The sequence below is a fragment of the Streptomyces sp. NPDC056480 genome, assembly GCF_042795405.1.
In the GTDB taxonomy this organism is placed as follows: domain Bacteria; phylum Actinomycetota; class Actinomycetes; order Streptomycetales; family Streptomycetaceae; genus Streptomyces.
In genome coordinates this window covers 1-25,987 of sequence record NZ_JBHTSA010000059.1, presented here as the reverse complement: position 1 = coordinate 25,987, position 25,987 = coordinate 1, and the positions used below count along the sequence as shown (strand labels likewise).

Below are 25,987 nucleotides of genomic sequence, written 5' to 3'. Positions count from 1 at the left end.
GCATGACCTTCTCGGGGATCACCCCCGAAGAACAGGCCGAGCTCGACAAGGCCCTCTACGACGCCCTCAACCCGCTCGCGTCGGCCCTGCGGCAGCGCGCGTCGGAACTGCCGGCGGACCGCGTGTGGGCGGCGGACCCGGTCGACGTGTCACTGTCCGTCCTGGCCGCATGGAAGGCGGTGGACGCGGAGGTCAAGCGGCTGACGGCCATCGCGGCGGGCACCGCCGGGTCCTACGGCGCGAGCTACGAACAGCTGGGCGCCGTCTGGGGCATCACCCGGCAGGGCGCCCGCAAGAAGTGGCCCGACGCCGTCAGCCGCCCGACGGGCCTCGCGCTCGCCCTGTGGGGCGGAACGGCCGAACTGACGCCGTCGTCCGGAGGGTGGGGCTGGACCGGCGAGGGCGCCGACGGGACGGAGGGACCGGCGGACGGCGACGAGAGGTACGCGACGAGGGAGGAGGCGGCGGCCCACGCGGGAGCCTTCCTCAAGGAACACGCCCTCGACCAGCCCTAGGACCGGTCCGGCGGATCACGACCGGAGCCGCGGATCCGCCGGACAGGCCCCGACGGCGTCTCCCCGGGCGGGGTGACCACCCGAGGCGCCTCCCCGGGCGGTGACCGCCCGAGGTGTCTCCCCAGGCGGTGACCACCGAGGAGGGCCGCCGTCGTGACTCCGGGACGACGCACCGGCGGGGGAGGTCCCAGCCTCACCCGTGCCGACGGGGGTTGGCCCTGGCACCTCACCCGTGCCGGAAGGGGTAGGCCCAGCCTCGCCCCTGCTGGCGGAGGTAGGCCCGGCCCCACCCGTGCCGGCGGGGGAAGGCCCCAGCCCGACCCGCGCCGACGGGCGTTGGCCCAGCCGCCCCACCCGTGCCGGAGGGGTAGCCCCAGCCTCGCCCCGCCGGCGGAGGTAGGCCCAGCCCCACCCCCACCCCACCCCTCAGCCCCATCGCCCCGCCCCGGCTGGCGGGCCTAACGTGGGGCCGCATGGACCCCCGTACTCCCTGGCAGGCGCTCACCCGGCCCCGGTTCCTCCTCGGACCCTGGCCCTGGCGAGCCGTCGCCTACCTGGCGACCGGCGCCCTCCTCGGGGGCGTCGTCTGCGTCGTGTTCGCGCTGCTCGGGCTGTTCTCCGTCCTGCTCGTCGGGCTGCCCCCGCTCCTCCTCTCCGGACTCGCCCTCGGCGGCGTCGAGCGCCGCCGTCTCCGCCTCGTCGACCTCGACCCCGCCCCCGACCCGCACCGCGTCCCCACCGCCCCCGGCCTCGCCGCCTGGCTCCGGCTCCGGGCGGGGGAGCAGGCGTCCTGGCGGGAGTTCGCGTACGCCCTGCTCCTCGCCACCGTCCTGTGGCCGCTCGACCTCCTCGCCGTCGCCGTCGGCGTCGGCCTTCCCGTGCTGCTGCTCGGCGCGCCGGTCCAGCTGGCCGTGGACGGCCAGGAGGCCAAGGTCGTCAAGGCGTACCTGGTGACCTCCTACCCGGAGGCCTTCGCCGCCGCCCTCATCGGCGCCCTGCTCCTCGTCGCCCTCGCCTACCCGCTCGCCGCCGTCGCCGGCGCCCGCGCCGCTCTCGTCCGCGCCCTGCTCACCCCCCGCGAGTCCGCGCGCCAGGGCGCGATCGGCGAGGTCATCGCCTCCCGCGCCCGGCTCGTCGACGCCTTCGAGGCCGAGCGGCGCCGGATCGAGCGCGATCTGCACGACGGCGCCCAGCAGCGCCTGGTCGCCCTCACGATGACCCTCGGGCTCGCCCGGCTCGACGCCCCGCCGGGCGGCCCGCTCGCCGACCAGCTGGCGAAGGCGCACGCGGAGGCCGGGCAGGTCCTGACCGAGCTGCGCGAGCTGATCCACGGCATCCACCCGCAGGTCCTCGCCGACTACGGCCTCGGCCCGGCCCTCGCCGACGCCGCCGACCGGTCCGCCGTGCCCGTCGCCACGGACGTCGACCTGCCCCGGCTGCCGGAGTCCGTGGAGAGCGCCGGTTACTTCGCCGGCTGCGAGGCCCTCGCCAACATCGGCAAGCACAGCGGGGCGAACCGGGCCTCGATCACCGCCCGGCACACCGGCGGTGTCCTCCGGATCGACGTCGAGGACGACGGGAGGGGCGCCGCGGATCCGGCCGGGGGCACCGGGCTCACCGGCCTGGCCGACCGGATCTCCGTCCTCGATGGCACACTGACGATCATGAGCCCGCCGGGCGGGCCGACCCTCCTCCGAGTGGAGATCCCATGCCCCGCACTGAGCGAACGCTCCGCGTCGTCCTCGCCGAGGACAGCGTCCTCCTCCGGGAGGGACTGATCGGGCTCCTGGCCCGCTTCGGCCACGACGTCGTCGCCGCCGTCGGGGACGCCGACGCGCTGCGCGGGGCGGTCACCGCGCACGATCCGGACATCGTCGTGACCGACGTCCGGATGCCGCCCGGTTTCCAGGACGAGGGGCTGCGCGCCGCCGTCGCGCTCCGCGCCGAGCGCCCCGCCCTGCCGGTCCTGGTCCTCAGCCAGTACGTGCAGCGCAGCTACGCCGCCGATCTCCTGGACGCGGGCGACGGCACCGGCGTCGGCTATCTGCTCAAGGACCGGGTCGGTCAGGTGGAGGAGTTCCTGGACGCGCTCACCCGGGTCGCGGACGGCGGGACGGTCGTCGACCCCGAGGTCGTACGGCAGCTGCTCCGCCGGCACCGCGATCCGCTGGAGGCGCTGACCCCGCGCGAGCGCGAGGTCCTGGGTCTGGTCGCGGAGGGGCATTCGAACGGTGCGATCGCCCGCCGCCTGGTCGTGACCGAGGCCGCCGTCGGCAAGCACATCGGCAACATCCTGGCGAAGCTGGATCTGCCGCCGGCCGAGGACACCCACCGCCGGGTCCTCGCCGTCCTGACCTACCTCAGGGCTTGAGAGAGGGGCCGGGCAAGGCAGGGGAGGGCAGGGCAGGGGAGGCCGGAGCGGGAACGCGCTGGGAGCACGAAGAAGCCCCCCGCTTCCGCGAGGGGCTTCTTCCGTCTGTGCGCCGCCAGGGACTCGAACCCCGGACCCGCTGATTAAGAGTCAGCTGCTCTAACCAACTGAGCTAGCGGCGCCTGCTGACAGAGAAAATACTACCTGGTCCCGCGGGGTGCTCGTGACCACCCCGCGCGACCGCGCCGCGGGGACCCCCGAATGCCCCGGATGCCGCGGATTCCTCGGCTCCCCGGGGCCCGGGTGTCTCAGATCGCCAGTGCCATGACCACCGGCGCCGCCCGGCGGTTCAGCGTGTCCGCGGCCGAGCGCAGCCGGTGGGCGTGCTCGATCGGCAGGGAGAGGGCCAGGCAGCCCACGGCGGAGCCGGCCGTCAGCGGAACGGCCGCGCAGACCGTGCCCACCGCGTACTCCTGGAGGTCGAGCACGGGGACGGTGGGCGGCTGGCTGTCCAGCTTGGAGAAGAGGATCCGCTCGCTGGTGATCGTCCGGGAGGTCAGCCGGGCGATCTTGTGCCGGGACAGGTGGTCCCGGCGTCCGTTCTGGTCGAGCTGGGTGAGCAGGCACTTGCCGACCGCGCTGGCGTGCGCGGCCGAGCGGAAGTCGACCCACTCGTTGACCTTGGGCGTGCGCGGACCGTCGGCGAACTGCGTGATCTTCACCTCGCCGTCGATGTACCGGCTGATGTAGACCGCCGCGCCGACGGAGTCGCGCAGCTCGGTCAGGGTCTCCTGGAGCTTCGCCTGCAGGGCTTCGCGGCGGGTCATGCCGGAGCCGAGGAGGACGAGGGAGTCCCCGATCACGTATGCGCCGTCGGCGACCTGCTCGACGTACCCCTCACGCCGGAGCATGAGGAGCAGCGAGGTGAGGTGGGCCACGGGCAGGCCGGCTTCGCGCGCGATCTGGACGTCCGTCACTCCGCCACCGTGCCGTGAGATCGTCTCGAGGACGCGCAAGGCGTATTGCACCGAGTGGAACGGCGCGGTGGGCTCGGGCTTCAGCGCCACGGTTTCCCCCTACCAGGTTGTGACCGCAAGCTTTCGTACCACGATAGCCGCCAAGCACCGTTTGCGGGGCGGCTGTTGGCGAGAATGATGCGGAGCATCCGCGCCCTGGTCTGGGGCGCGCCACTCTGGCATATGCCCTCGTCATGAGTGGCCCGGAGAGTCTCAGGTCAGGGCCGTGCGCGAGGGGGTTCGCCCATGCGTTCGGCCCTGGGAGAACGCGAGATTTTTATGGGAGAAACGGACGCGGTGGCGGTCGTTCCGGTCGCCTTCCGGCCCCGCGCGGTGGCCGAGAACCATCGGAAGGCCCCCGCGGGGCCCCCGTCCCTGGCCGCGGAATAAACGGAGACACCCTCCTGTTGTCATCGAGTCCACGCCGATCCACGGGTCGTTCTGCCGATCCGTGGGTCGTTCATGAGTCCGTACGTGTGCCGAGGAGGGTCCCGAAGGTGACCGACGCTATTCGAGGAGAGGCGCGGGGCTCCGCGCCCGTGCCGCTGTCCGTGCTGGACCTGGTGACCGTCGGCAGCGGCAGGACCGCGACCCAGGCGCTCGCCACCAGCGTCGAGCTGAGCAGGCTCGCCGAGCGGCGCGGCTTCCACCGGCACTGGGTGGCCGAACACCACTCCATGCCCGGCGTCGCCTCCTCGTCCCCCGCGGTGATCCTCGCCCACCTCGCCGCGCACACCACGCGCATCCGCCTCGGCTCGGGCGGCGTCATGCTGCCCAACCACGCGCCGCTGGTCATCGCCGAGCAGTTCGGCACCCTGGAGGCCTTCGCCCCGGGCCGGATCGACCTCGGTCTCGGGCGCGCGCCCGGCACCGACGGGGCCACCGCGGCCGCCCTGCGCCGCACCGCCACCCTGAACGAGGGCGCGGAAGACTTCCCGGAGCAGCTGGCCGAGCTGACCCGGTTCCTGGACGACGACTTCCCGGACGGCCACCGGTACGCCCGGATCCACGCCGTGCCCGGCCCGGTGCAGGGCCCGAAGGGGCGGCCGCCGATCTGGTTGCTCGGCTCGTCCGGCTTCAGCGCGCGCCTGGCCGGCCTGCTCGGGCTGCCCTTCGCGTTCGCCCATCACTTCTCGGCCAGGAACACGATCCCGGCACTCGACCTCTACCGGGAGTCCTTCCGGCCCTCCGAGGTGCTCGACGCGCCGTACGCGATGATCGGCGTCTCCGCGCTCGCCGCCGACGAGGCGGCGCAGGCCCGCCGCCAGGTCCTCTCCGGTGCCCTCGCGATGCTGCGGCTGCGCACCGGCCGGCCCGGCCTGGTGCCGACGCCCGAGGAGGCGGAGGCGTACGGGTTCAGCCCCGCCGAGCGGGAGTTCGTGAACGACTGGCTGGCGAACATCGTCTACGGCACCCCCGACGAGGTCCGTACCGGCCTGGACGACCTCAGGAAGCGGACGGGCGCGGACGAGCTGATGATCACGGCCAACGCGCACGGCGGGGAGGCGCGGCTGCGGAGCTACGAGCTCATCGCGGACGCGTACGAACTCCCCGAGCTCCCGGCGGAGTAGGGCGCGGCACCTGTTCCGGTCCGGGGACGGCCGGGTAAAAACCCTGGTTCCCGGGGCCGGTTGGTTCCTGCACGGATCCGGTCCCGCTCCACCCCTAAGTGAACCTTAAACCGCTCGTCACCGATGGTGGCGGGCGGTTCCGTTTTGTGCTGCGCGCCTCTGACGAGGCCTTTCTTCTTCGAATTGGTCTAGTCCTCAATCTGGTTCAGACCATTGACGCACTGTTCACGTGCCGGTTATCACTGCTCCAGCTCCTGTACGGCACCACCCCCGCACTCCCCCCGATGGAGGCCGCACGTGCACCCCCGTAAGCCCTTGATCGCCGCGCTCCTCAGCACGGCCCTCGCCGCCGGCGCCCTCGCGGCGACCGTCGGCCTCGGCTCCGCCCAGGCGGCCGACACGACGACCACTGCCGCTGCGGGCGGTGTGCGCATCGCGTACTACGACCAGTGGAGCGTCTACGGCAACGCGTTCTACCCCAAGCACCTCGACACCCGGGGCATCGCGGGCCAGCTGGACGTCATCAACTACTCGTTCGGCAACATCCACCCCACCAACCTCACCTGTTTCATGGCCAACAAGGCCGCGGGTGACGACAACAACCCCAACGCGGGTGACGGTGCGGGCGACTCGTACGCCGACTACCAGAAGTCCTTCGGCGCGGCGGACAGCGTCGACGGCGTCGCCGACAAGTGGGACCAGCCGATCGTGGGCGTCTTCAACCAGTTCAAGGAACTGAAGGCGAAATACCCCCACCTGAAGATCAACATCTCCCTCGGCGGCTGGACGTACTCCAAGTACTTCAGCGACGCGGCGAAGACGGACGCGAGCCGCAAGAAGCTCGTCTCCTCCTGCATCGACCAGTACATCAAGGGCAACCTGCCCGTCGAGGGCGGCTTCGGTGGCGCGGGCACGGCGGCCGGCATCTTCGACGGCATCGACATCGACTGGGAGTACCCCGGCTCCTCCGGCGGCCACCTGGGCAACCACTACGCCCCCGAGGACAAGCAGAACTTCACGCTGCTCCTCGCCGAGTTCCGCAAGCAGCTCGACGAGTACGGCGCCGCCAACGGCGGCAAGAAGTACATGCTGACCGCCGCCATGCCGGCCGGCCAGGACAAGATCAAGTACATCGAGACCGACAAGATCGGCCAGTACTTGGACTACGCCAACATCATGACGTACGACATGCACGGCGCCTGGGACGGCGACGGGCCGACGTACCACCAGTCCCCGCTGTACTCCGGCTCGAACGACCCGACGGACGTCATCGCGCCGGGCACCGAGAAGTACTCGATCGACAACGCCATCGACTCCTGGATCGACGGCAAGCCCGCCTACGGCATCGCCGGTGGCTTCCCCGCCAACAAGCTGACCCTGGGCTACGAGTTCTACTACCGCGGCTGGAAGGGCGTCCCGGCCGGTTCCGCCAACGGCCTCGCGGGCACCGCGACCGGCGGCTCCAACGTCCGCCCGCTCAGCCAGCAGGCCGGCATCGCGCACTACAAGGAGCTCGGCGGCATCGTCGACAACGCGGCGACGACCTTCTGGGACGACCAGGCGAAGGCCTCGTACTTCTACAAGGACGGCGAGTTCTTCACCGGCCTCAACCAGCGCTCCATCCAGGCCCGTGTGGACTACGCCAAGCAGCGCGGCCTGGGCGGCGCGATGATGTACTCGCTCCTCGGCCTGGACGAGAACGCCACCCTGCTGAAGCAGATCAACACGGCGCTCGGCTCCACCACCACCCCGCCGACGACCCCGCCGACGACGCCCCCGACCACCCCGCCCACCACGCCTCCCACCACGCCTCCGACGACCCCGCCGACCACCCCGCCCACGGGCTGCGGCTCGGTCCCGGCGTACGTGGCCGGCACGGTCTACAACGGCGGCACGGTCGTCTCCCACAACGGCCGCAAGTGGCTCGCCCAGTGGTGGACCCAGAACGAGACCCCCGGCACCACCGGCGAGTGGGGTGTCTGGAAGGACCAGGGCGCCTGCTGAGGCCCTGACCCGGGTTCCGGAGGGCTCACGTGACCCGCTGAACCCCGCATGAACCGCTGCCCCCGCCCGGAATGTCCCTCCGGCCGGGGGCAGTTCCATGCCTCCGGCCGGAGACGGTTCAGACCGGGAGCGGTTCCGCGCCGATCAGCTCATCGATACGGTCCGGGGTCACGGCCCGCGAGTACAGCCAGCCCTGCCCCGTGTCGCAGCCGATCCTGCGCAGCCGGCTCGCCTGCCCCGAGGTCTCCACGCACTCGGCGGTGACCGTCAGCCCCAGCCGGTGCGCCAGCTGCACCAGCGCCTCGACGATCAGCTCGTCGGCCGGGTTGGCGTGCTCCTCGTCCTGGAAGCCGCGGACGAAGGAGCCGTCCAGCTTGAGCACGGAGACCGGCAGCCGGCTCAGATAGGCCAGGTTCGAGTAGCCGGTGCCGAAGTCGTCGATCGCGATCCGCACCCCCATGTCGCTCAGCGCCTGGAGTGCCTGGAGCGGCCGGCCGGCGGAGCCCATCACGGCCGACTCGGTGAGCTCCAGCTGGAGCAGATGCGGGGCGAGCCCCGTCTCCGCGAGGATGCCGGCCACGTCGGCGACCAGGTCGGAGTCCCAGACCTGACGCACCGCCACGTTGACGCTGACGAAGATCGGGCGTTCGCGCGGGTGGTCCTTCTGCCACTGCCGGGCCTGCCGGCAGGCCGTGTTCAGCACCCAGCGGCCGAGTTCGACGATGGAGCCGTCCTCCTCGGCGATCCCGACGAACCGATTCGGCGGAAGGACGCCGAACTGCGGGTGGTTCCAGCGCACCAGCGCCTCCACCCCGCGCACCGCGCCGTCCGCCAGGTCCACCAGCGGCTGGTACTCCAGGGCGAACTCCCCGCGCTCCACGGCCGGGCGCAGGGTGGAGGAGAGCGCCTGCCGGGTCATCCGGTGCGCGTTGCGCTCCGGGTCGAAGAGGGTCCAGCGGGCCTTGCCGTCCGCCTTCGCCCAGTACAGCGTGGTGTCGGCGTCCTGCATCAGGGCCGTCGCCGTCGTGCCGGACCCGGAGCGCTCCACCACGCCGATCGAGGCGGAGACCGAGAGCCGCTGGCCGCCCAGGTCGAAGGGCTGCTGGAGCGCGCACAGCACCGAGCGGGCCAGATCGGCGAGTTGCTCCGTGCCGGTGGAGTCCTCGACCACGATCGCGAACTCGTCCCCGCCGAGGCGCGCCACGAGATGGCCGCCGCTGCGGGTGTAGCCGTCGCTGTCCGCGCACTCCGTGAGACGGGAGGCGACGGCGGCGAGGAGCCGGTCGCCGACGCGGTGGCCGAGGGTGTCGTTGACGGCCTTGAAGCCGTCGAGATCGAGGTAGCAGAGGCCGATCCGCCCTGTTCTGCCATACCCGTAGGACTCGTACGACGAGCTGATCGTTTCGCCCGGGCCCACCGTGCCCAGCGCGCCCACGAGGGCGGTGGCGCTCGCGGTGCCCGCGATGGCCGCGGCGCTTGCGAGGTCCGCCGCGTCCTGCGCCGAGGCCTCCAGGGCCGCCGAGAGGCGCTCGAAGAACAGGGCGCGGTTGGGCAGTCGGGTCACCGGGTCGTGCATCTGGAGGTGCCGCAGCCGCGCCTGGAGCTCGCGCCGGTCGCTGATGTCCGCGATCGACAGCAGGACGCGCCGGCTGTCGGGCACGGGGGCGACGGTGACCTCGGCCCACAGCGAGCGCCCGTCGGCGTGCTTGAGCCGGCGGGTGCAGCGGAAGCGGGAGCGCCGGCCGCGCAGCACCTCGCGGTACGCGTGCCAGGTGCGCCCGTCGGACGCGAGGTCGACGAGGTCGGCGGCGGCCTGCTCCCGGAGCGCCTCCGGCTCGGCCCCGATGAGGGTGCCGAAGGAGTCGTTGGCCACGACGACGACGCCGTCCTGGTCGATGACGGCCATCGCGAGCTGGGCGACGCGGAACGCGGCGCGGTAGTCACGGAGTTCGGAGGGGGAGCAGCCGACGCGCGGCTCGGCGCCGTACCGGGGGTGACGCTCCGTGAGTGCGGATTCCGCCGCGCGCGTCTCCGGCGGCTCTGGGTGCACCGGTCCTTCGGGGGTTCCGCTCACCGCTCGCTCCCGTAGTGCAGTCAGGCCGGTCACATGTGATCGGGACGGTCGGCCAAGGAAGAGTGTGCCGATCATAGAGCCCGTACGGGGGAGCCTTCCAGCTTCGGGGCACCTCCGGGGGGTGCCCGCCGCTGTGAGACCGCCCACCGCCGCACCCCGCCCGATCGTTTCTGCGCGGGTCTGACACGGGTCGATGGCGATGTGACCGAATGTGACTTTCCGTGAGCTGAAGCGCGCTCGTGTCGCGTCGACCGCGTGGCGCGCCCTCACCCGACCGGGGCAGCGGAAACGTGCGAAACGTCGCAAACCGTCACAAGGTGGGTGGAGTGTCCCGCATTCCCGATCCGGAGGTCCACGTGAGGGGTCAGCAGCCACCCGGGGGAGTGGACCGCTCGCGGCTCCGCGCCGGCGCGGCGGCCCTCACCTCGTTCGCCGCCCTGGCCGCCACCGGGCTCGTCGCCGGCCCCGCCGTCGGCGCCCCCTCGGCGAGTCCCTGCGCCCTGCCCCGTACGGCGGCCCATCACTCGCTCGGCCTCGACACCTGGAACAGGTCGTATCCGCGCCCCGACCGCACCCTCGACGCGGTCATGATCTTCCTGTCGTTCCCGGACGCCGAGCCGCTCACCGATCCGGCCGAACTCGCAGCCGACCACTTCCCCGCCACCAGCGAGTACTTCGCCCGCGCCTCCTACGGGCGCTTCCACCTGCGTCCGCACCCCCAGCGGGTCTGGACCCCGATGCCGAAGGAGTCGAGCGCGTACGACATACGGCGTGACTGGGACGCCGGGCAGCGCGCCGCCTACCTCCGGGACGCGATCGGCGCCGCCGACGCGAGCGTCGACTTCTCCCGGTACGACATCGTCTACCTGGTCGCCGACCCGGACGCGCCCGGTGTGGACTCCGACGCGACCAAGGTCGTCAACCTCGAGAAGCCGATGGAGGTCGACGGCACAGAGATCAAGCGGGTCGTCACCGTCTTCGAGCGCCATCCGCCCGACCGGAACGTCCTGGCCCACGAGACCGGACACGTCTTCGACCTGCCCGACCTCTACCACCGTCCGGCGGACGGCAAGGGCGACTGGGACACCCATGTGGGTGACTGGGACGTCATGGGCAGCCAGTTCGGGCTCTCCCCGGACCTCTTCGGCTGGCACAAGTGGAAGCTCGGCTGGCTCTCCACCGCCCAGATCGCCTGCGTGCAGGGGACCGGTCCCCGGATGGTGAGCCTGGAACCGACCGACGCCCAGCCCGCACCCGGCGCCAGCCTCGGCACCCGGCTCGCCGTGGTCCGCACCGGCCCCGACAGCGTCCTCGCGGTCGAGGCCCGGGGCAGGGCCGGGAGCAACGCCGAGACCTGCACCGAGGGCGTCCTCGTCTACCGGGTCCGGGGTACCGCGGCCTCCGGCGACGGCCCCGTCGAGGTCGTCGACGCGCACCCGCGCACCGAGGCCTGCTGGGACCGCTCCGTCTACCCGCCGCTCGCGGACGCCCCGCTGGAGGAGGGCGAGACGCTCACCGTGCCCGGCACGGGGGTACGGGTGGAGGTCACGGATCGCACCGGGTCGGGCGCCTGGACGGTCAGGATCACCCCGCCCGCCGTCGACTGAGCGGCCGGAACCGGAACGCCCGGGAACACGAAGAAGCCCCTCGCTTCCGCGAGGGGCTTCTCCTGTCGGTGCGCCGCCAGGGACTCGAACCCCGGACCCGCTGATTAAGAGTCAGCTGCTCTAACCAACTGAGCTAGCGGCGCCTGCTGACGTCGTAGACATTAGCATCCGGATCGGCGGGAGGAAAAATCGATACCCGCACGTCGACGGCGGAAGCCGCCCGGACGGCCCGCACGCAGGCCCAGAGCACGACCTCGGGGCCGGGCAGCCACGGGTTCCGGGTGTCGGGCGCCACCAGCCAGCGGGGCCCGGCGGGCCCGGACGGCACGAGCGGAGGCACGGTCACCGCGTCCCCGATCCCATGACAGAGCGGCCGGGGGACGGCGTCGCACCATTCCTCCCAGTCCAGCAGGGCCGGCAGCCGCTGGGCCGTGCCCGGCGCGGTGAACAGCATCATCCGGCCCCGGTGCACCGCGACGGGCCCCGAACCCGGGCCCTCCTCCCACAGCCGGTCCAGCATGCGGCGCCCGAAGACCGGGTCCACGTTGACGACGTCGAAGACGGCCCCGCAGGGCAGCGCGGCCGGGGAGGTCGGCCGGGACTCCCAGCGGGTGAGCGCGGCCTCACGGTTCCCGGTGGCGGAGGCGAGCCAGGAGGCACCGTCGGCGGTCACCCGGGCGGTCTGGTGACGCCCCTCGTCGCCCTCCCGGAGGAACCGGAAGATGTCGTGCTCGGTCTCGTCGCGCGTCCACGTCGTCATGCGTCCAGGTCTACCGGCTGTCACAGACCGGTCGCCGAGAGTTCACGGAAATCCGGACAGAGGGGGAGGGCGAGGAGTATCGTGCACCCCCGGCATATGCCAGGCGTGCTTTTCGGCCACGAACGACGGAGCCTCAGTCCTCCGCAGGCCGGCCGTTCGTCCTGATCAGGTCGCGGCCGAACTCGATCATCTTCCGGGCGTAGTCCTCGGTCCACTGCGCCCGCTCGGCGACGTCCGCCGGCGTCAGACGGTCGAACCGGCGCGGATCCGCCAGCTGCGCCGCCGCGATCGCCTGGAACTCGGTCGCCCGGTCCGTCGCCGCGCGGAACGCCAGCGTCAGCTCCGTCGCACGGGACAGCAGTTCCCGCGGATCGTCTATCGACTCCAGGTCGAAGAAATGCTCCGGGTCGGCGGTCGCCTCGGCAGGCTCGAAGACCAGCGGTGCCGGCCTGAGCCGCCGCTGTCCGCTCCGCTCCGCGGGTTCCGCCATCGTCGCTCTCCTCTTCACGCTCATGGTCACGCTGTACGCACCGGCGCGTCGCGCACCGGCTCTCCGCACACGGGCGGCCCGGAACCCCGGGCCGTCTTCCATTGTCCCGCGCCCCGCAAGAGGGCGTCGGGGGCCGGGCCGCACCCGGGCGCCGCACCCGGCCCGGGGAAACTCAGGGCGTCCAGGCGACCCGGTGTTCCGCCAGGTGGGAGAGGACCGCGTGGTTCGCCTCCCAGCCGTCCGGGAACGACACGGCGACGCCCAGCTGGACCGGCTCGGTCGACGGGTGCGCGTCGAGCAGATCCGTGACACCCGCCCGGCAGACCACGATGCACGCGTGCCGGTGCCGGGACGCGAGGACGCACAGCCGGCCCGTCTCCAGGTGGAAGGCGGTCGCGTCGGGGCGCCCGGACAGCGGATGGAGGACGACGGTCACGTCGTACTCACGCCCCTGGAGCCGGTTCGCGGTGTCCACCGTCACGCCCGTGACGCCCAGTTCGGCGAGAGCCGCCCGGATCGCCGCCGCCTGGTCGCGGTGGGCGGTGCCGACCGCGACCCGGTCGGGGGTCAGGGGGACCGCGGTCTCCGAGCGCTCCGAGACCGCGGCGCCGCCCCGGTCGAGGAGCCGGCGCACCACCACGGCGACCGCGCCGACCGCCTCCGGGTCGGTGCGGGGGGTGTGCCGGGCGGGCAGTTCGAGCAGGCCCCAGCCCGACTCCGCCGCCTCGTCGAGGACCCGGTCGGGGCCCGAACCGTCCGACACGGCCGAGAAGGACAGCCTCCGGTCCCCGTGCCCGGTGCCGCTGCGGAACGGCGTGAACGGGTAGAACGCGTCCGAGACCAGCGGCGCCGCCGAGGCGGGCAGCCGCCAGGACACCGGCAGCCGGTGCTGCGGCAGTTCGGGATTGTGCGCGAGCAGGGTGGAGACCGCGCTCGCCGACGGGTCGTAGGAGAGCCCCGCCCACTGCTCGGCGCCCACCACCGAGAACGGGTCCAGCTGACCGGGGTCGCCCACGAACAGCGCCCGCTCGAAGAGCCCCGCCACGGCGAGCAGCGCGTCCGAGCGCATCTGGTACGCCTCGTCGACGATCGCGTGCGCCCACGGCTCGACGTTCTTCACGTGCGCCCACTTGGCGGCCGTGGAGAGGACCACCGGCAGCCCGGTCAGCTCACCGGCCTTCGCCGACTTCCGTACGTTCTCCAGGTCGTCGAGCGCCTTGTCGTACGGGTCGCTGTCGTTCGAGTGCAGCCGCCCGACCTCCAGGTCCGGCTCCTTCTCGGCGAGCCGCAGCACCAGGTCGTCCACCTGCGCGTTCGTCTGGGCCACCACCATCAGGGGGCGTCCGGCCGCGGCCAGTTCGAGCGCGGCCCGCACCACGAGCGTCGACTTCCCCGCGCCCGGCGGGGAGTCCACGACGACACCGCGCGCGGTGCCGTGGAGGGTGGCCGCGAGGATGTCGGCCGTCGCCCGGCCCGCGGCGGCCGAGGGATCGAAGGACGCCGCGTCGTCGACGGGCGGCGTCGAGAGGTCGAACACGGTCACAGCACATCCTCCGAGGTCACGGCGTCGGGCGGTTCCACGGCGTCGGCCCCAGGCGGACCGCCGTGCGTCCAGGGCGTCTCCTCCGCCTCCGGCAGCTGCGGCCCGACCCGCTGGTCGTGCTCGAACAGCGTCCAGGCGATCCGCTCGCCCTTCTCCGGCACCGAGCCCTCCGCGGGCTCCTTCGAGCGGCCCATCCGGTCGAGGAGGCGCAGCAGCAGCGCCCCGTCCTCCTCGTACCGCACGAACTCCGCCGACTGCGGCTTCCCGTCGAGCGAGCGGTACACCTTCACCTTCTCGCCCAGGTGCGGCCGGTCCTCGGTGCGGACCGTGAGCAGCGGGCGCGGCGCGGGCCGCCTGGACTCCGTCCAGGCCATCGTCACCTCGGCCACCTCGGCCGTGAACGCCTCGCCCGACAGCCGCCGCCCGGCGAGCACCAGCGGATCGTCGAGGGCCTCCTGCGCCTCCAGCTGGCCCTGGGCCTGCTCGCGCGCGGCGAGCTTGCGGGCCGCCGTCACGGCGTCGTCCCGGCGCGGCTGCGGCGGCTCTCCGGCGGTGACCCGGTCCCGGTGGGCGGTGAAGGACCAGCGGTCGCGGGTCCAGCGGTCCTCGACCCTGGCCCCCTCCGGCAGCTCCCGCAGCAGGCCGACCGCCTGCCAGACCGCGTCCCACGTCGGCCTCATCTGTGAGGCGACCAGGCGGCGCAGCTCCCGCTCGGCCCGGTGCAGTTCGCCGAGTCCGCGCTCGGCCGCCTCGCCGTCCTCGGCGGCGCCGACGGCCTGCCGGGCCCGGTCGTACCGCTCGATCGCCGGCGCGAGGAGTCCGTTGTCGAAGGCGGGGTCGGTGGCGGGACCGGCCGGCGGGCACAGCAACCGCCCCTCGGCGTCCCGCCCGGTCTCGGCCCGCAGCGCCGCCTCGGCGCCCGGCTCACCGTCGGCGGGATCGATCCACGCGAGCAGCGCACCCAGGTGCTGGTCCTCCAGGGAGGACTGTCCGGTCGCCCAGTGCCGGTTGAGGAGATCGGTCGCCGACAGCAGCAGCGAGGAGCCGGGCACCCGGGCCCGGTCGCCGAAGTGCGTCAGCCAGCGCCCGAGGAGCGGGACGCGAGGCGGCGCGGGGAACGGCGTCTCGGGGTCCTGCTCGGCCGTCCGCCGGAACCGCGTCGACCGCCCGAGCAGCCGTACGTACTCGATGCCCGCCCGGCTCGGCACGATCAGCTGCGGCGCGTCCGCGCACAGCTCGACCTCGACCTTCACCTTCTTGCCGGTCTCGGGATCGACCTCGCTCTTCTCCGCCGCCTCGACGGCCTCCGTGAAGGAGTCGACGTACGGCAGGACCTCCTCCGCCAGGTCGGCGAGGAACGCGAACCGCAGGTCCCGGTCCCGGGGCTGGGCCACCACCAGGAGCCGCGGCTCCGCCGGGTCGGTGCCGACGAGCGCGCCCAGCGGGGCGCCCGCCTCGCCGGCCGTGGTCAGCGGCACGAGGACGAGCGGCCGCTCGGAGACCCGCCGGTGCCGGACGGTCGCGAGGGGCTGCGCCCGGCCGGACTCGACGGCCTCCATGCGGGCGAGGGTGGAGATCAGCGACATGCGCGGGCCTCCGCTCCCGACAGGGCCTCCTCGCGCAGGGCCCGTGCCCTGCGCAGGGCCGCCACCGCCGGGTCCTCCGGGTCGCCCTCCTCGCCCCGCGCCGCCGCGAGGACCGCGCCGACCGTCGTCAGGCCGCCCAGCTCACCCCGCACCGAACGGCCCAGGGTCTCCACCGCGTCCGCCTGCCGGGCCCGCGACCGGCAGTGGAAGGCCAGCTCGCAGGCGGCCAGGCACTCCGGCGCGTACTGGTGGGGCACGCACTCCACGGCCGCCGTCAGCTCCTCGGCCGAACGCTCCGCCACGTCGAAGCTGACGCCCTCCGGCAGGGCCGCCGCGATCTCGTCGATCCGGGTCAGCCGGTCGAGCTGGCGCCGGGTGACCGACCGCTGCTTGCGCACGTCGACGACCGAGGCCGTCGGCAGGTTGGAGAAGTCCTTCGGGCAGACGAGGAGCACCGACTGGGCGACCCGGGCGCCCTCGGTCACCGCCGCCACCCGTTCGAGCGCGAGGACGTACACGGCGGCCTGCCGGGCCGCCGCGCCGACCTTCGAGGCGTCCGCCGCGCCGTCGACCATCGGGAAGGACTTGATCTCCACGACCGTCCACCCGCCGTCGGGCCCGACCACCACCGCGTCCGGCTCCAGGTACACCGGAGAACCGGCCACCTCCAGGGCGAGCAGCGGATGGTCGAGCAGCGTCCACGCCCCCGCCGCGGTCGCCTCCCGCAGGGCGAGGGCCGTGCGCGCCACCCGCCCCTCGGGTCCCGCGGCCGCGAGCTCGGGCACGGACACCGCGCCCGGATCCTCGACGCCGATCAGACGCAGCAGCTCGCGCCCGCCGTCCGCCTTGACCTTCGCCTCGAAGGAGTTGCCCCGGACGATCGCGAACTGGGACTGCCCGAACGGGGCCGGCGAGCCGAGCTTCGCGGCCAGCGCGGACTTGTCGACCCCCGCGCCGTCGAGGAGGGCCCGGCGCCGGCAGCCGGGGTTGGCGGCCAGCGCCGCGAGGGCCCGCGCGTCCAGCGGACGCGGCGGGGTGGCCGGTCCACGGAGCTCAGCGAGCAGCTCGCGTCGCGTCGTCTGCGGAGGTCGGGACAGACCGCTGTCCAGGGATGCGCTCACCCGTGGAAGTCTCGCATCCGGCACTGACAACCGGGGGCGCTTCCGCCGTCCCGCGCAGTCGCCGGGCGAGCCGCAGCGCGTGCGGGGTGAGGAGCAGACCCGCGCCCATCACGGCCGCGCCGGCGACCGCGTCGAGCAGATAGTGGTTGGCGGTCCCCATCACGACCACCGTCGTGACCAGGGGATACGCGGCCCCGAGCGCCTTCGTGACGGGTGTCCTCCCGTACCGCCAGAGCATCACCCCGCACCACAGCGCCCAGCCCACGTGGAGGCTCGGCATGGCCGCGTACTGGTTCGTGAGACCGCCGAGCCCGCGCGGCGCGCTGGCCTCGCCGCCCCACCAGCCGTACGCGCTGAAGTGCGCCATCGTGTCGGTGAAGCCGTACGCCGGGTCGAGCAGCCGGGGCGGGCAGGTGGGCAGCAGGGTGAAGCCGGCCAGACCCAGCAGGGTGGAGAGCATCAGCCAGGTGCGGGCGGCCCGGTAGTGGGCGGGCCGGCGGCGGAAGAGCCAGATCAGGACCGCCGGGGTGACGAGGTAGTGCAGCGAGGCGTACGCGAAGTCCGCCGGGATCCCGAGCGCGGGCACGTCCGTGAACAGCCGGTTCAGCGGGTGCTCGGCGTCGATCCCGAAGAGCCGTTCCAGGCGCAGGATCGCGAGGCCGTGCTCGACGGCCGAGGCCTCGTCGCCCCGGGCGAGCAGCCGCCCTCCCGAATAGGCCGCGTACACGACCGCCATCAGCGCCGATTCGGCCCACCAGCGTGGCTTGCGCATACGAAAAGGTCCCCCCAACCAGTGATCGCCCCGGGGGAGGGGACGCCGGAGGCCGCCCGGGGGTTGCCCGGAGGTCACCCCGAATCCACGTGGGCGATGATGGACGGAGGCACGTCCGCACCGTGAACCCCTGGAGATCCTTCCCATGGCACCGCGCATCCTGCTCGCCCGGCACGGCCAGACCGAGTGGTCACTTCTCGGCCGGCACACCGGCAGGACCGACATCCCCCTGCTCGACGAGGGGCGGCGCGGCGCGAAGCTCCTGGGCGAGCGTCTCCACCGCGGCCCCTGGCAGGGACTGCCCGGCGTGGAGGTGCGCACGAGTCCCCTGGTCCGCGCGAGCGAGACCTGCGAGATCGCCGGTTTCGGCGAGCGGGCGGAGCCCTGGGACGCGCTGATGGAGTGGGACTACGGGGCGTACGAGGGGCTGACCCCGCCGCAGATCCAGGACATCCGGCCGGGCTGGTTCATCTGGCGCGACGGGGTGCCGGACGGCGAGACGCTGGAGCAGCTGTCGGACCGCGCCGACGAGATCGTGAACTGGGCCCGCTCGGCCGACCGTGACGCCCTGGTCTTCGCCCACGGCCACATCCTGCGGTCGATCGGCGCCCGCTGGCTCGGCGAGGACGTCTCCTTCGCCTCCCGCGTCCGCCTCGACCCGACGAGCCTGTCCGTCCTGGGCTGGGCGTACGGCGCCCCCGCGATCGAGCGCTGGAACGACACCGGGCACCTGGAGTAGGCGACACCGGCACCCGGAGCGGGAGTCACCCGGCGGAGGCCGGTCAGGCGGCCGGTCAGGGGCCGGTCAGTACGCGGCGAGGGCCTGGCGGGTGTCGACGAGCATTCCGCGGATCCGGGCCGAGGCGATGCCCTCCAGGGAGTCCACCACCCGCTTCGCCTCGGCCGCGGCCTCGTCCGGGCGGCCCGCGTGCGCCAGGTTCTTGGCGAGATGGGCGCGGTAGAGCGCCAGGTTCCGCGCGAAGTGCGGGTTCTGCAGGACCGTGGCCCGGTGGGAGTGCCGGGCCGCCCGGCCCCAGTCGCCCAGGGCCGACCAGCACTGGGCCTCCAGGGCCTCCCGCTCCGGCTCCCCGAAGAACGACATCCACTCGGGGTCGTCGTCCGCCGGGCCCCGGTCGAAGAAGCCGTGGGCACGGCCGAGGGCCTGCTCGCAGGCCGGCCTGTCGCCGAGTCCGGCCCAGGCGGCCGCCTCCCGCAGCGAGAGCAGCGACAGCAGCCGGGCCGAGTCCAGCTGCTGCGCCGCCCGCAGGCCCGCCTGCGCCGCCCGCACCGCCTCGCGGAACCGGCCGGTGTCCCGGGCGAGGAAGGACGTGTTGCAGAAGGCGTGCGCCTCCAGGGCCGCGTTCCCCGACACGCGCGCGGTGGCGAGGGCCTCGGCGTAGTGCGAGCGGGCGTCGTCGTGCCGGCCCGAGTCGTGGGCCAGCCAGCCCACCGAGAGGGAGAGCTCGCCCGCGCCCGCGTGCAGCCGGTCCTCGGTGGAGCGGCGGGTCATGGTGCCCGTGTCGAGCAGCGCGTACGCGGCCCGGAGCGGGTGGGCGGCGACCTTGTAGAGCCCGTCGGCGCCGTGCCGGTCGTCGAGCAGACGGATCTGCCGTACGGCGTCCTCGACGGCCCGCACCTCGGCGTCGCCGATCCGGTGGGTGCCGCGGGGGGCGGGGATCGCGACGGCGGGGCCGCCGAGTCCCAGCGAGGCGGCCGCCAGGGTGGCGGAGCCGCTCGTCATGAATGCGCGACGCAGCACGTCGCTCTCCTCATCGTTCCGGGTCGGGAGTGCCGCGGGAGCCGGAGCCCCGGCCGCGACCGGCTGACGCCGGCCGCGCACCGTCTCCCGCGCGGAGAAGCCCAGGTCGGAGAGACCCAGACCGGGGAACATGTGCAGGAAGACCCGCTCGTACGCGTAGTTGGGGCAACGGATCTCGCCCGCCTCCACGCGCCCGATGTAGCGGGCGTCACACGCGACCTGTTCGCCGATCTCCCGCGCCGCCCGGCGGACCGCCGCGGCGAACTCCGCCGGCGAGTGCTGTCCGCGGAGCCGGCGGAAGGCGAGATTGGGAACTGCCCGTGACATCGCCATGGCCGAGCCCTCTCCTGTGCTGCCGGGTGGTCCGGCGGCAAGAACGTACCTGCTGTGACCGGATGCCTACACAGCGTTTGGCTACAAATCGGATATCTCGCCTGTGATCTGCCATGAACTGCCATCCTTTGCGGCGGCATGGCGCCGTAGCCGTTGACGCGCACGGGCGTTGAACCGTAAGGGAGAGACGGAACGTGTCTCCTCAGGAGCGAGGAGGGGTCCCATGTCGGAGATCGGTTCCCAGTCGGCCACGCGCCACGTGCCCGCCCCGGACGCCCACGCGTCCCTGACCACCCCCCAGGACCGCGGTCCGGTTCAGGCCGCGGCCCAGCAGCCCGCCGAACCCTGGGACCTGGTGACCGTGCCGGTCCGCCAGGGTCTCGAGGCCGTCGACATCCTGCGGCGCGGCGCGGGCCCCGCCGTCGGCCCCGTCGTCCACGACGGCACCTGCGACACCCTCGGCTTCCTCGTCCCGCCCGGCACGGCCGCCGCCTGGGACATGCCCGGGAGCGCGTGCACCCGGACCTCGGGCCGCGGCCTGCGCCTCCCCGAGCTGCCGGAGCTGCCCGAACCCGCCGGGGACGCGCCCCGCCCCGCCGGCTGGCTGCTGCCCCCCGGCGACACCGACCCCGTCACCGATCCCGTCGTCCTGCGCGAGGCGCTCGGCGAGGCGGCCCGGCTCATCGAGGCGGCGGACGGCTGCCATTGAGAGCGGCCGCGGAGATCCCGGCGCCGCGCTCCCGGGGCCGTCGGGCGGGGCCCGGGCGAATGCCCCGATAATGGGCCCGTGGCCAGGAACAAGCAGCGCGACCGGGCGGCGTCCGCCGCGTCCGTCGTCGAGACCGTCGACGGCGGGCTCGCCGAACTCATACCCGACCGGGAGCGCCCCCGCGCCTGGACCCTGCTCATCGACGGCGCCCCGCAGTCCCACGTGGACCTCGACGACCCGGCCCACCTCGCCTTCGAGTACCAGCGGCGCCTCGGCCACATCGCCGACCTCGTCGCCCCGCCGAACCGGCCGCTCCAGGTCGTCCACCTCGGTGGCGGCGCCTTCACCCTCGCCCGGTACGTCGCCGCGACCCGGCCCCGCTCCACGCAGCAGATCGTGGAACTCGACGGGCTCCTCGTGCAGCTCGTCCGCCGGGAGCTGCCGCTCGACGCCGGCGCCCGGATCCGGGTCCGCTCCACCGACGCCCGCGCCGGACTCGCCAAGGTCCAGGACGGCTGGGCCGATCTCGTCATCGCCGACGTGTTCAGCGGGGCCCGCACCCCGGCGCATCTCACCAGCACCGAGTTCCTCGGCGAGGTACGGCGGGTGCTGCGTCCCGACGGCTGGTACGCCGCGAACCTGGCCGACGGCCCGCCGCTGACGCACCTCCGCGGCCAGATCGCCACCGCCGCGGCCGTCTTCCCCGAGCTGGCGCTCGCCGCCGACCCGACGGTGCTGCGCGGCCGCCGCTTCGGCAACGCGGTGCTGCTCGCCTCCGACCGGGAGCTGCCGGTGGCGGAGCTGACCCGCCGGGTCGCCACCGACCCGCACCCGGGCCGGGTCGAACACGGGCGGGCCCTCGCCGACTTCGCCGGCGGAGCGGTGCCGGTCACCGACGCGAGCGCCAAGCCCTCACCCGTACCGCCCGCGTCCGTCTTCCGCTGACCGGCCGATCGCCCGGCGGTGTCTCGTCAGACCGCGCGGTCGTCGATCTCCACACGGGGCGCGGTGTCGTGCCAGACGCAGAACACGGACAGTTCACGGCCGTTCGCCGTGAACGTGACCCGGATCCAGGTCGTCTGCTTCCACACCTGCATCTGCCAGCCGGAGGCGGGGATCGCCGAGACCAGCTCGGCCGAGTTCTCGCCCAGGTCGAAGGTGACCCGGCCGCCGTCCACCGTGTAGGTCTTCACGTTCGAGTCGGCGGGCGGCGTCGTGACCGGCGGTGCCTGCGTCGTCGGACTCGCCGTCCGCGAGGGCGTCGTGGCCGGGGTGGACGGGGTGGCCGGGGCCGAAGGGCCGTCGCTCGGCGTCGGCCTCCTCGTGACGGCGGCGGTGGGCTCGACGGTCTCGGGCCGACGGGTCGAGGAGGACAGCGGATCGCTGCCGGCCGTGTCCGGGTCACCGGCGCCGCCGGCCGGGAGGGGCAGCGCGCGCGGGGGGTCGTACACCGTCCCGGACATGACCGTGTGCACTCCCCACCAGGAGAGCGTGACCGCCGCGCCGGTGGCGAGCGACCAGGCCAGAGCGTGAACGAGTCCTCTTCGCATCCGGGCCATACTGCACCACACCGTCCCCGCCCTCACCGCAGGGTGCTCCTTGCCTCACATTCCCCCGAATGGCGTACGGTGCGGCCCATGGCAAGTGTGCTCGTGGTCGAGGACGACCAGTTCGTGCGCTCCGCCCTCATCCGCCGGCTCTCCGAGGCCTCCCACACGGTACGGAGCGTCGGTACGGCTCTGGAGGCGCTGCGCGAGGTCGCCCATTTCCGGTTCGACGTGGTCATCCTGGACCTCGGACTGCCCGATCTGGACGGGTCGGAGGCGCTCAAGATGCTGCGCGGGATCACCGACGTACCGGTGATCATCGCGACCGCCCGGGACGACGAGACGGAGATCGTACGGCTCCTCCACGCGGGCGCCGACGACTACCTCGTGAAGCCGTTCTCGGTCGACCACCTCTCGGCCCGGATGGCCGCCGTCCTGCGCCGGGCCAGGTCCGCCGCGGGCGAGGCACCGCCGCCGCGGGTGATCCGGGTCGGCGGGCTCACCGTCGACCCGCTGCGCCGGCAGGCGGAACTCGACGGGGCGCCCCTGGATCTGACCCGGCGCGAGTTCGACCTGCTCGCCTTCCTCGCCGGGCGGCCCGGTGTCGTCGTCCCGCGCAAGGAGCTGCTCGCCGAGGTGTGGCAGCAGTCGTACGGGGACGACCAGACCATCGACGTCCATCTGTCGTGGCTGCGGCGGAAACTGGGCGAGACCGCCGCCCGGCCCCGCTATCTGCACACCCTGCGCGGAGTCGGCGTGAAGCTGGAGCCGCCCCAGGAGCCGCAGCCGTGAGATGGGCGCTCGTCAAGGTGTCGCTCGCCGTCACCGCCATGGTCGTCGTCGCCTTCGCCGTACCGCTCGGGCTCGTCGTCAAGGAGATGGCCCGCGACCGGGCCTTCTCCAACGCCGAACGCCGGGCCGCCGGTCTGGCCCCCGTGCTCGCCATCACCACCGACCGCGAGGAGCTCGACAAGGCCGTCGCCACCACCGAGGACGGGGCCGCCGGGCGGCTCGCCGTCCATGTGCCGGCCGCCGAGGCCGGCGATCCGGGCCTGGAGATCGGCACCCGGCGGGCCGGCGAGGAGGAGCTGGCCGCCACCCGCCGGCTCGGCCGGGCGTCCATCGCCGAGGTGCCGGGCGGCTTCGCGCTGCTCCAGCCCACGGCGCTCAGCAGCGGCAAGGTCGCCGTCGTCGAACTCTTCGTCCCCGAGGGCGAGGTGTCCAACGGCGTCGCCACCGCCTGGCTGGTCCTCGCCGGGGTCGGCATCGCCCTGATCGTCGGCTCCGTCGCCGTCGCCGACCGGCTCGGCGTGCGGATGGTCCAGCCCGCGCAGCGGCTCGCGGGCGCCGCCCACGACCTCGGCGAGGGCCGGCTCGGCGCGCGTGTCCCCGAGGAGGGGCCGCCCGAACTCAAGTCGGCCGCCGTCGCGTTCAACTCGATGGCCGACCAGGTCGTCCAACTCCTCGCCAACGAGCGGGAGCTGGCCGCCGACCTCTCCCACCGGCTCCGTACCCCGCTCACCGTGCTCCGGCTCAATGCGGCCTCGCTGGGCTCGGGTCCGGCCGCCGAGCAGACGCGGGCGGCCGTCGAGCAGCTGGAGCGCGAGGTCGACATCATCATCCGGACCGCCCGGGACGCGAAGCCGCAGACCCAGGCGACCGGGCCCGGCGCGGGCTGCGACGCGGCCGAAGTGGTGCGCGAGCGCATGGAGTTCTGGTCGGCGCTCGCCGAGGACGAGGGCCGCCGGGTCCGCGTCGCGGGCGTCGAGCGCCCGGTCCGCATCCCGGTCGCGCGCCCCGAACTCGTCGCCGCGCTCGACGCGTTGCTCGGCAACGTCTTCCGGCACACCTCCGAGGGCACGGCCTTCTCGATCGACGTCCACAACGGCGAGGACGCCGTCATCGTCCTCGTCTCCGACGCGGGCCCCGGCATCGCCGACCCGGCGGCCGCGCTCGCCCGCGGCAACAGCGGGGCCCGGGACGGCTCCACGGGCCTCGGCCTGGACATCGTGCGGCGGATGGCGGAGACCACCGGCGGCGACGTCCGCATCGGGCACTCGGTGCTCGGGGGTACGGAGGTCCGGATCTGGATCGGCCTCGACGGACGCCGCACCGGCGGCGCGACCGGCCGCCGCGGCCACCGCCCGGCCCGCCGCCGACGCGGGGGGACCGGCACTCGCAGGGCCGCCGAGGGCTGACGGCACCGACCGCACCCCGGACGGGCTGCCCGGCCGCATCCGCATGCGCGCCGGCATCGGGGTCGGGGTCGGGGTCGGTCGGTCGCACCCCCGACCGGCATCGACCGCCGTCGGCCCTCCTCGGACCGCCGTCGGCCGCTCCCGGCTGGCGTCGGCTCTCCCCGGACCGGCGTCGGCTGCTCCCGACTGGCGTCGACCGCCCCCCGGACCACGTCCGCCGCGCCCCAACCTTTCCTGGCTCCGATGCCTTCCTTAAGCGGAGCCTAAGGATCCCTGCCCGCGTCCCCGGACGCCGGTTTGTCCGTTTCCCGGTCGCTAGCGTGCTGTGCCGCACCCCCTCCCCACCCCCCCAGTACGCAGAGGCAGGCGCGCGATGGGCACCAGTTCGCACCGGCGCAGGGCGAGCACCAGGACCAAGGCCGTCGGAGCGGTCGTCGCCGCCGCGGTCGTCGGCGGTGCCGCGTTCGCGCTCACCGGTACGGCCCAGGCGGCCGCGGTCGGCGCCGCGTACACCAGGACCAGCTCGTGGACCGGTGGCTACACCGGGCAGTACGTCGTCACCAACGAGACCTCCGCCGCCCAGTCCGACTGGACCCTGGAGTTCGACCTGCCGGCCGGCACGACCATCGGCTCCCTCTGGAACGGCGAGCACACCGTCTCCGGCAGCCACGTCACCGTGAAGCCCGCCAGTTGGAACAGGCAGCTCGCGCCCGGCCGGTCCGTCACCGTCGGCTTCGTCACCTCCGCCGCCGGACAGGCCGGCGACCCCGCCAACTGCCTGATCAACAAGGCGGCCTGCTCCGCCGGAGGCACCGCCCCCACCCCCAGCGGCCGCCCCACCACGACCGCCCCCACCCCCACCGCGACCCCGAAGCCGACCGCCACGGCCACCACCAGCCCCAGGCCGACCGCCACCCCCACCACCACGGCGCCCCCGAAGCCCACGGCCACCCCCACCCCCACCCCCACCCCCACCCCCACGGCGACCGCGACCGGCGGGCCCGTCACCGCCGCCAGGTACGCCCCCTACGTCGACACCTCGCTCTACCCGGCGTACGACCTCCTCGCGACCGCCGACGCCACCGGCGTGAAGGAGTTCAACCTCGCCTTCATCACCTCCGGCGGCTCCTGCGCGCCGCTGTGGGGCGGGGTCACCGACCTGGCGAACGACAGGGTCGCCGCCCAGATAGGCGCCCTGCGCGCCAAGGGCGGCGACGTCCGGGTCTCCTTCGGCGGCGCCGCCGGCCACGAGCTGGCCCTGAACTGCTCCTCGTCCTCGGCGCTGGCCGCCGCGTACGGGAAGGTCATCGACCAGTACAAGCTGACCAAGGTCGACTTCGACGTCGAGGGCGCGGCCCTGCCCGACACGGCCGCCAACACCCGCCGCTCGCAGGCGATCGCCCAGCTCCAGAAGTCCCACCCCGGCCTGAACGTCTCCTTCACCCTGCCGGTCATGCCCGAGGGTCTGACCCAGCCGGGCGTCGACCTGCTCGCCGACGCCAAGCGCAACGGGGTCCGCATCGACGCCGTCAACATCATGGCGATGGACTACGGACCGGCCTACAGCGCCGACATGGGCACGTACGCCATCCAGGCCGCGACCGCGACCCAGGCGCAGATCAAGGGTGTCCTCGGGCTCTCCGACGCGGCCGCCTGGAAGGCCGTCGCCGTCACGCCGATGATCGGCGTCAACGACGTCGTGAGCGAGGTCTTCAAGGTCGACGACGCCACCCAGCTCGTCGACTTCGCGAAGTCCAAGGGCATCGGCTGGCTCTCGATGTGGTCCTCGACCCGGGACAAGCAGTGCGCGGACGGCGCCGTGAACCGCGCCGACGCCACCTGCTCCTCGATCCTCCAGCAGCCGCTGGCCTTCACGAAGGCCTTCGCCGCCTACAAGTAGCCCCCGGACCCGTCGGTCCCCCCCCCGGCCCGTCGGTCCCCCCCGGACCCGTCGGTCCGCCCCCAGGAGCCATCGCGCCCCCCACACCGCGCGCCCCGGCCGGAGCCACCC

The 25,987-nt window shown here is 73.7% G+C and carries 22 protein-coding genes and 2 tRNA genes; 12 read left to right on the top strand and 12 right to left on the bottom strand.

Annotation, left to right across the window (positions count from 1 at the left end; all coding sequences use genetic code 11):
* Window positions 1–2 precede the first annotated feature (2 nt).
* The 3 genes from ACFQ79_RS24265 to ACFQ79_RS24255 all read left to right on the top strand — a co-directional run bounded on the left by ACFQ79_RS24265 (window position 3) and on the right by ACFQ79_RS24255 (window position 2,886).
* The gene (locus ACFQ79_RS24265) at window positions 3–515 is read left to right on the top strand and encodes a hypothetical protein (protein WP_383586813.1); all 513 of its coding nucleotides are present in this window, start codon (window positions 3–5) and stop codon (window positions 513–515) included.
* A gap of 473 nt (window positions 516–988) precedes the next feature.
* On the top strand, window positions 989–2,293 hold the full coding sequence (locus ACFQ79_RS24260) for a sensor domain-containing protein (protein WP_383586811.1): 1,305 nt from the start codon (window positions 989–991) through the stop codon (window positions 2,291–2,293).
* Complete coding sequence (locus ACFQ79_RS24255) at window positions 2,224–2,886, top strand: response regulator (RefSeq protein ID WP_383586809.1); 663 nt, start codon at window positions 2,224–2,226, stop codon at window positions 2,884–2,886. Before ACFQ79_RS24260 ends, ACFQ79_RS24255 begins: the two co-directional genes overlap by 70 nt.
* Window positions 2,887–2,994: 108 nt before the next feature.
* Here ACFQ79_RS24255 and ACFQ79_RS24250 read toward each other — a convergent pair.
* Both ACFQ79_RS24250 and ACFQ79_RS24245 read right to left on the bottom strand, forming a co-directional pair.
* Window positions 2,995–3,068: transfer RNA gene (locus ACFQ79_RS24250), tRNA-Lys, on the bottom strand.
* A gap of 126 nt (window positions 3,069–3,194) precedes the next feature.
* Window positions 3,195–3,953 (bottom strand): IclR family transcriptional regulator, encoded by a 759-nt coding sequence (locus tag ACFQ79_RS24245; RefSeq protein WP_383586807.1) that lies wholly within the window; start codon window positions 3,951–3,953, stop codon window positions 3,195–3,197.
* Window positions 3,954–4,399: 446 nt separating this feature from the next.
* On the opposite strand from ACFQ79_RS24245, the gene ACFQ79_RS24240 reads away from it, so the two are divergent.
* On the top strand, window positions 4,400–5,473 hold the full coding sequence (locus tag ACFQ79_RS24240; RefSeq protein ID WP_383586805.1) for an LLM class flavin-dependent oxidoreductase: 1,074 nt from the start codon (window positions 4,400–4,402) through the stop codon (window positions 5,471–5,473).
* Window positions 5,474–5,770: 297 nt separating this feature from the next.
* Window positions 5,771–7,477 (top strand): glycosyl hydrolase family 18 protein, encoded by a 1,707-nt coding sequence (locus ACFQ79_RS24235; protein WP_383586803.1) that lies wholly within the window; start codon window positions 5,771–5,773, stop codon window positions 7,475–7,477.
* A 118-nt stretch (window positions 7,478–7,595) separates the two neighbouring features.
* Here ACFQ79_RS24235 and ACFQ79_RS24230 read toward each other — a convergent pair whose 3' ends face one another.
* Window positions 7,596–9,551 (bottom strand): putative bifunctional diguanylate cyclase/phosphodiesterase, encoded by a 1,956-nt coding sequence (locus ACFQ79_RS24230; protein ID WP_383586801.1) that lies wholly within the window; start codon window positions 9,549–9,551, stop codon window positions 7,596–7,598.
* Between the two features lie 326 nt (window positions 9,552–9,877).
* Between ACFQ79_RS24230 and ACFQ79_RS24225 the strand changes: the two genes are divergently transcribed.
* Entirely contained in the window at window positions 9,878–11,158 is a 1,281-nt protein-coding gene (locus tag ACFQ79_RS24225) for a M6 family metalloprotease domain-containing protein (protein WP_383586799.1), read from the top strand.
* 69 nt (window positions 11,159–11,227) lie between these two features.
* Here the strand turns inward: ACFQ79_RS24225 and ACFQ79_RS24220 are convergent.
* The 7 genes from ACFQ79_RS24220 to ACFQ79_RS24190 all read right to left on the bottom strand — a co-directional run bounded on the left by ACFQ79_RS24220 (window position 11,228) and on the right by ACFQ79_RS24190 (window position 17,430).
* Window positions 11,228–11,301: transfer RNA gene (locus ACFQ79_RS24220), tRNA-Lys, on the bottom strand.
* Entirely contained in the window at window positions 11,292–11,918 is a 627-nt protein-coding gene (locus ACFQ79_RS24215) for a bifunctional DNA primase/polymerase (protein WP_383586797.1), read from the bottom strand. The genes ACFQ79_RS24220 and ACFQ79_RS24215 overlap by 10 nt, the downstream gene beginning before the upstream one ends.
* A gap of 133 nt (window positions 11,919–12,051) precedes the next feature.
* Window positions 12,052–12,408: a hypothetical protein gene (locus tag ACFQ79_RS24210; protein ID WP_361853045.1), complete on the bottom strand. Its 357-nt coding sequence runs from the start codon at window positions 12,406–12,408 to the stop codon at window positions 12,052–12,054.
* A gap of 172 nt (window positions 12,409–12,580) precedes the next feature.
* A complete protein-coding gene (locus ACFQ79_RS24205) occupies window positions 12,581–13,951 on the bottom strand; it encodes an AAA domain-containing protein (RefSeq protein ID WP_383586794.1) in 1,371 nt (456 codons plus the stop codon).
* A complete protein-coding gene (locus ACFQ79_RS24200; protein WP_383586792.1) occupies window positions 13,948–15,537 on the bottom strand; it encodes a hypothetical protein in 1,590 nt (529 codons plus the stop codon). Before ACFQ79_RS24200 ends, ACFQ79_RS24205 begins: the two co-directional genes overlap by 4 nt.
* Window positions 15,528–16,658, bottom strand: a complete 1,131-nt coding sequence (locus ACFQ79_RS24195; protein ID WP_383586790.1) for a hypothetical protein — start codon at window positions 16,656–16,658, stop codon at window positions 15,528–15,530. Before ACFQ79_RS24195 ends, ACFQ79_RS24200 begins: the two co-directional genes overlap by 10 nt.
* Window positions 16,591–17,430, bottom strand: a complete 840-nt coding sequence (locus tag ACFQ79_RS24190) for a phosphatase PAP2 family protein (protein ID WP_383586788.1) — start codon at window positions 17,428–17,430, stop codon at window positions 16,591–16,593. Before ACFQ79_RS24190 ends, ACFQ79_RS24195 begins: the two co-directional genes overlap by 68 nt.
* A gap of 145 nt (window positions 17,431–17,575) precedes the next feature.
* Between ACFQ79_RS24190 and ACFQ79_RS24185 the strand changes: the two genes are divergently transcribed.
* Window positions 17,576–18,169 (top strand): histidine phosphatase family protein, encoded by a 594-nt coding sequence (locus ACFQ79_RS24185; RefSeq protein WP_383586786.1) that lies wholly within the window; start codon window positions 17,576–17,578, stop codon window positions 18,167–18,169.
* 66 nt (window positions 18,170–18,235) lie between these two features.
* Here ACFQ79_RS24185 and ACFQ79_RS24180 read toward each other — a convergent pair whose 3' ends face one another.
* The gene (locus ACFQ79_RS24180) at window positions 18,236–19,522 is read right to left on the bottom strand and encodes a tetratricopeptide repeat protein (protein ID WP_383586784.1); all 1,287 of its coding nucleotides are present in this window, start codon (window positions 19,520–19,522) and stop codon (window positions 18,236–18,238) included.
* Window positions 19,523–19,745: 223 nt separating this feature from the next.
* Between ACFQ79_RS24180 and ACFQ79_RS24175 the strand changes: the two genes are divergently transcribed.
* Window positions 19,746–20,231, top strand: coding sequence for a hypothetical protein (locus ACFQ79_RS24175; protein WP_383586782.1), 486 nt, complete (start codon window positions 19,746–19,748; stop codon window positions 20,229–20,231).
* 78 nt (window positions 20,232–20,309) lie between these two features.
* A complete protein-coding gene (locus tag ACFQ79_RS24170) occupies window positions 20,310–21,176 on the top strand; it encodes a spermidine synthase (RefSeq protein ID WP_383586780.1) in 867 nt (288 codons plus the stop codon).
* A 26-nt stretch (window positions 21,177–21,202) separates the two neighbouring features.
* Here the strand turns inward: ACFQ79_RS24170 and ACFQ79_RS24165 are convergent, their stop codons facing one another.
* The gene (locus ACFQ79_RS24165) at window positions 21,203–21,790 is read right to left on the bottom strand and encodes a hypothetical protein (RefSeq protein ID WP_383586778.1); all 588 of its coding nucleotides are present in this window, start codon (window positions 21,788–21,790) and stop codon (window positions 21,203–21,205) included.
* 78 nt (window positions 21,791–21,868) lie between these two features.
* On the opposite strand from ACFQ79_RS24165, the gene ACFQ79_RS24160 reads away from it, so the two are divergent.
* The 3 genes from ACFQ79_RS24160 (at window position 21,869) to ACFQ79_RS24150 (ending at window position 25,876) form a co-directional block, all read left to right on the top strand.
* Window positions 21,869–22,570, top strand: coding sequence for a response regulator transcription factor (locus ACFQ79_RS24160; protein ID WP_383586776.1), 702 nt, complete (start codon window positions 21,869–21,871; stop codon window positions 22,568–22,570).
* Entirely contained in the window at window positions 22,567–23,976 is a 1,410-nt protein-coding gene (locus ACFQ79_RS24155) for a sensor histidine kinase (RefSeq protein WP_383586773.1), read from the top strand. Before ACFQ79_RS24160 ends, ACFQ79_RS24155 begins: the two co-directional genes overlap by 4 nt.
* A 373-nt stretch (window positions 23,977–24,349) precedes the next feature.
* Window positions 24,350–25,876 (top strand): cellulose binding domain-containing protein, encoded by a 1,527-nt coding sequence (locus tag ACFQ79_RS24150; protein ID WP_383586771.1) that lies wholly within the window; start codon window positions 24,350–24,352, stop codon window positions 25,874–25,876.
* Window positions 25,877–25,987: the final 111 nt, after the last annotated feature.

What these genes read in the sequence shown, in the direction of transcription:
- ACFQ79_RS24265 (WP_383586813.1), top strand. Translation starts at nt 3, where the DNA reads ATGACCTTCTCGGGGATCACCCCCGAAGAACAGGCCGAGCTCGACAAG.
- ACFQ79_RS24260 (WP_383586811.1), top strand. Translation starts at nt 989, where the DNA reads ATGGACCCCCGTACTCCCTGGCAGGCGCTCACCCGGCCCCGGTTCCTC.
- ACFQ79_RS24255 (WP_383586809.1), top strand. Translation starts at nt 2,224, where the DNA reads ATGCCCCGCACTGAGCGAACGCTCCGCGTCGTCCTCGCCGAGGACAGC.
- ACFQ79_RS24215 (WP_383586797.1), bottom strand. Translation starts at nt 11,918, where the DNA reads ATGACGACGTGGACGCGCGACGAGACCGAGCACGACATCTTCCGGTTC.
- ACFQ79_RS24210 (WP_361853045.1), bottom strand. Translation starts at nt 12,408, where the DNA reads ATGGCGGAACCCGCGGAGCGGAGCGGACAGCGGCGGCTCAGGCCGGCA.
- ACFQ79_RS24200 (WP_383586792.1), bottom strand. Translation starts at nt 15,537, where the DNA reads ATGTCGCTGATCTCCACCCTCGCCCGCATGGAGGCCGTCGAGTCCGGC.
- ACFQ79_RS24190 (WP_383586788.1), bottom strand. Translation starts at nt 17,430, where the DNA reads ATGCGCAAGCCACGCTGGTGGGCCGAATCGGCGCTGATGGCGGTCGTG.
- ACFQ79_RS24185 (WP_383586786.1), top strand. Translation starts at nt 17,576, where the DNA reads ATGGCACCGCGCATCCTGCTCGCCCGGCACGGCCAGACCGAGTGGTCA.
- ACFQ79_RS24180 (WP_383586784.1), bottom strand. Translation starts at nt 19,522, where the DNA reads ATGGCGATGTCACGGGCAGTTCCCAATCTCGCCTTCCGCCGGCTCCGC.
- ACFQ79_RS24175 (WP_383586782.1), top strand. Translation starts at nt 19,746, where the DNA reads ATGTCGGAGATCGGTTCCCAGTCGGCCACGCGCCACGTGCCCGCCCCG.
- ACFQ79_RS24165 (WP_383586778.1), bottom strand. Translation starts at nt 21,790, where the DNA reads ATGGCCCGGATGCGAAGAGGACTCGTTCACGCTCTGGCCTGGTCGCTC.
- ACFQ79_RS24160 (WP_383586776.1), top strand. Translation starts at nt 21,869, where the DNA reads ATGGCAAGTGTGCTCGTGGTCGAGGACGACCAGTTCGTGCGCTCCGCC.
- ACFQ79_RS24150 (WP_383586771.1), top strand. Translation starts at nt 24,350, where the DNA reads ATGGGCACCAGTTCGCACCGGCGCAGGGCGAGCACCAGGACCAAGGCC.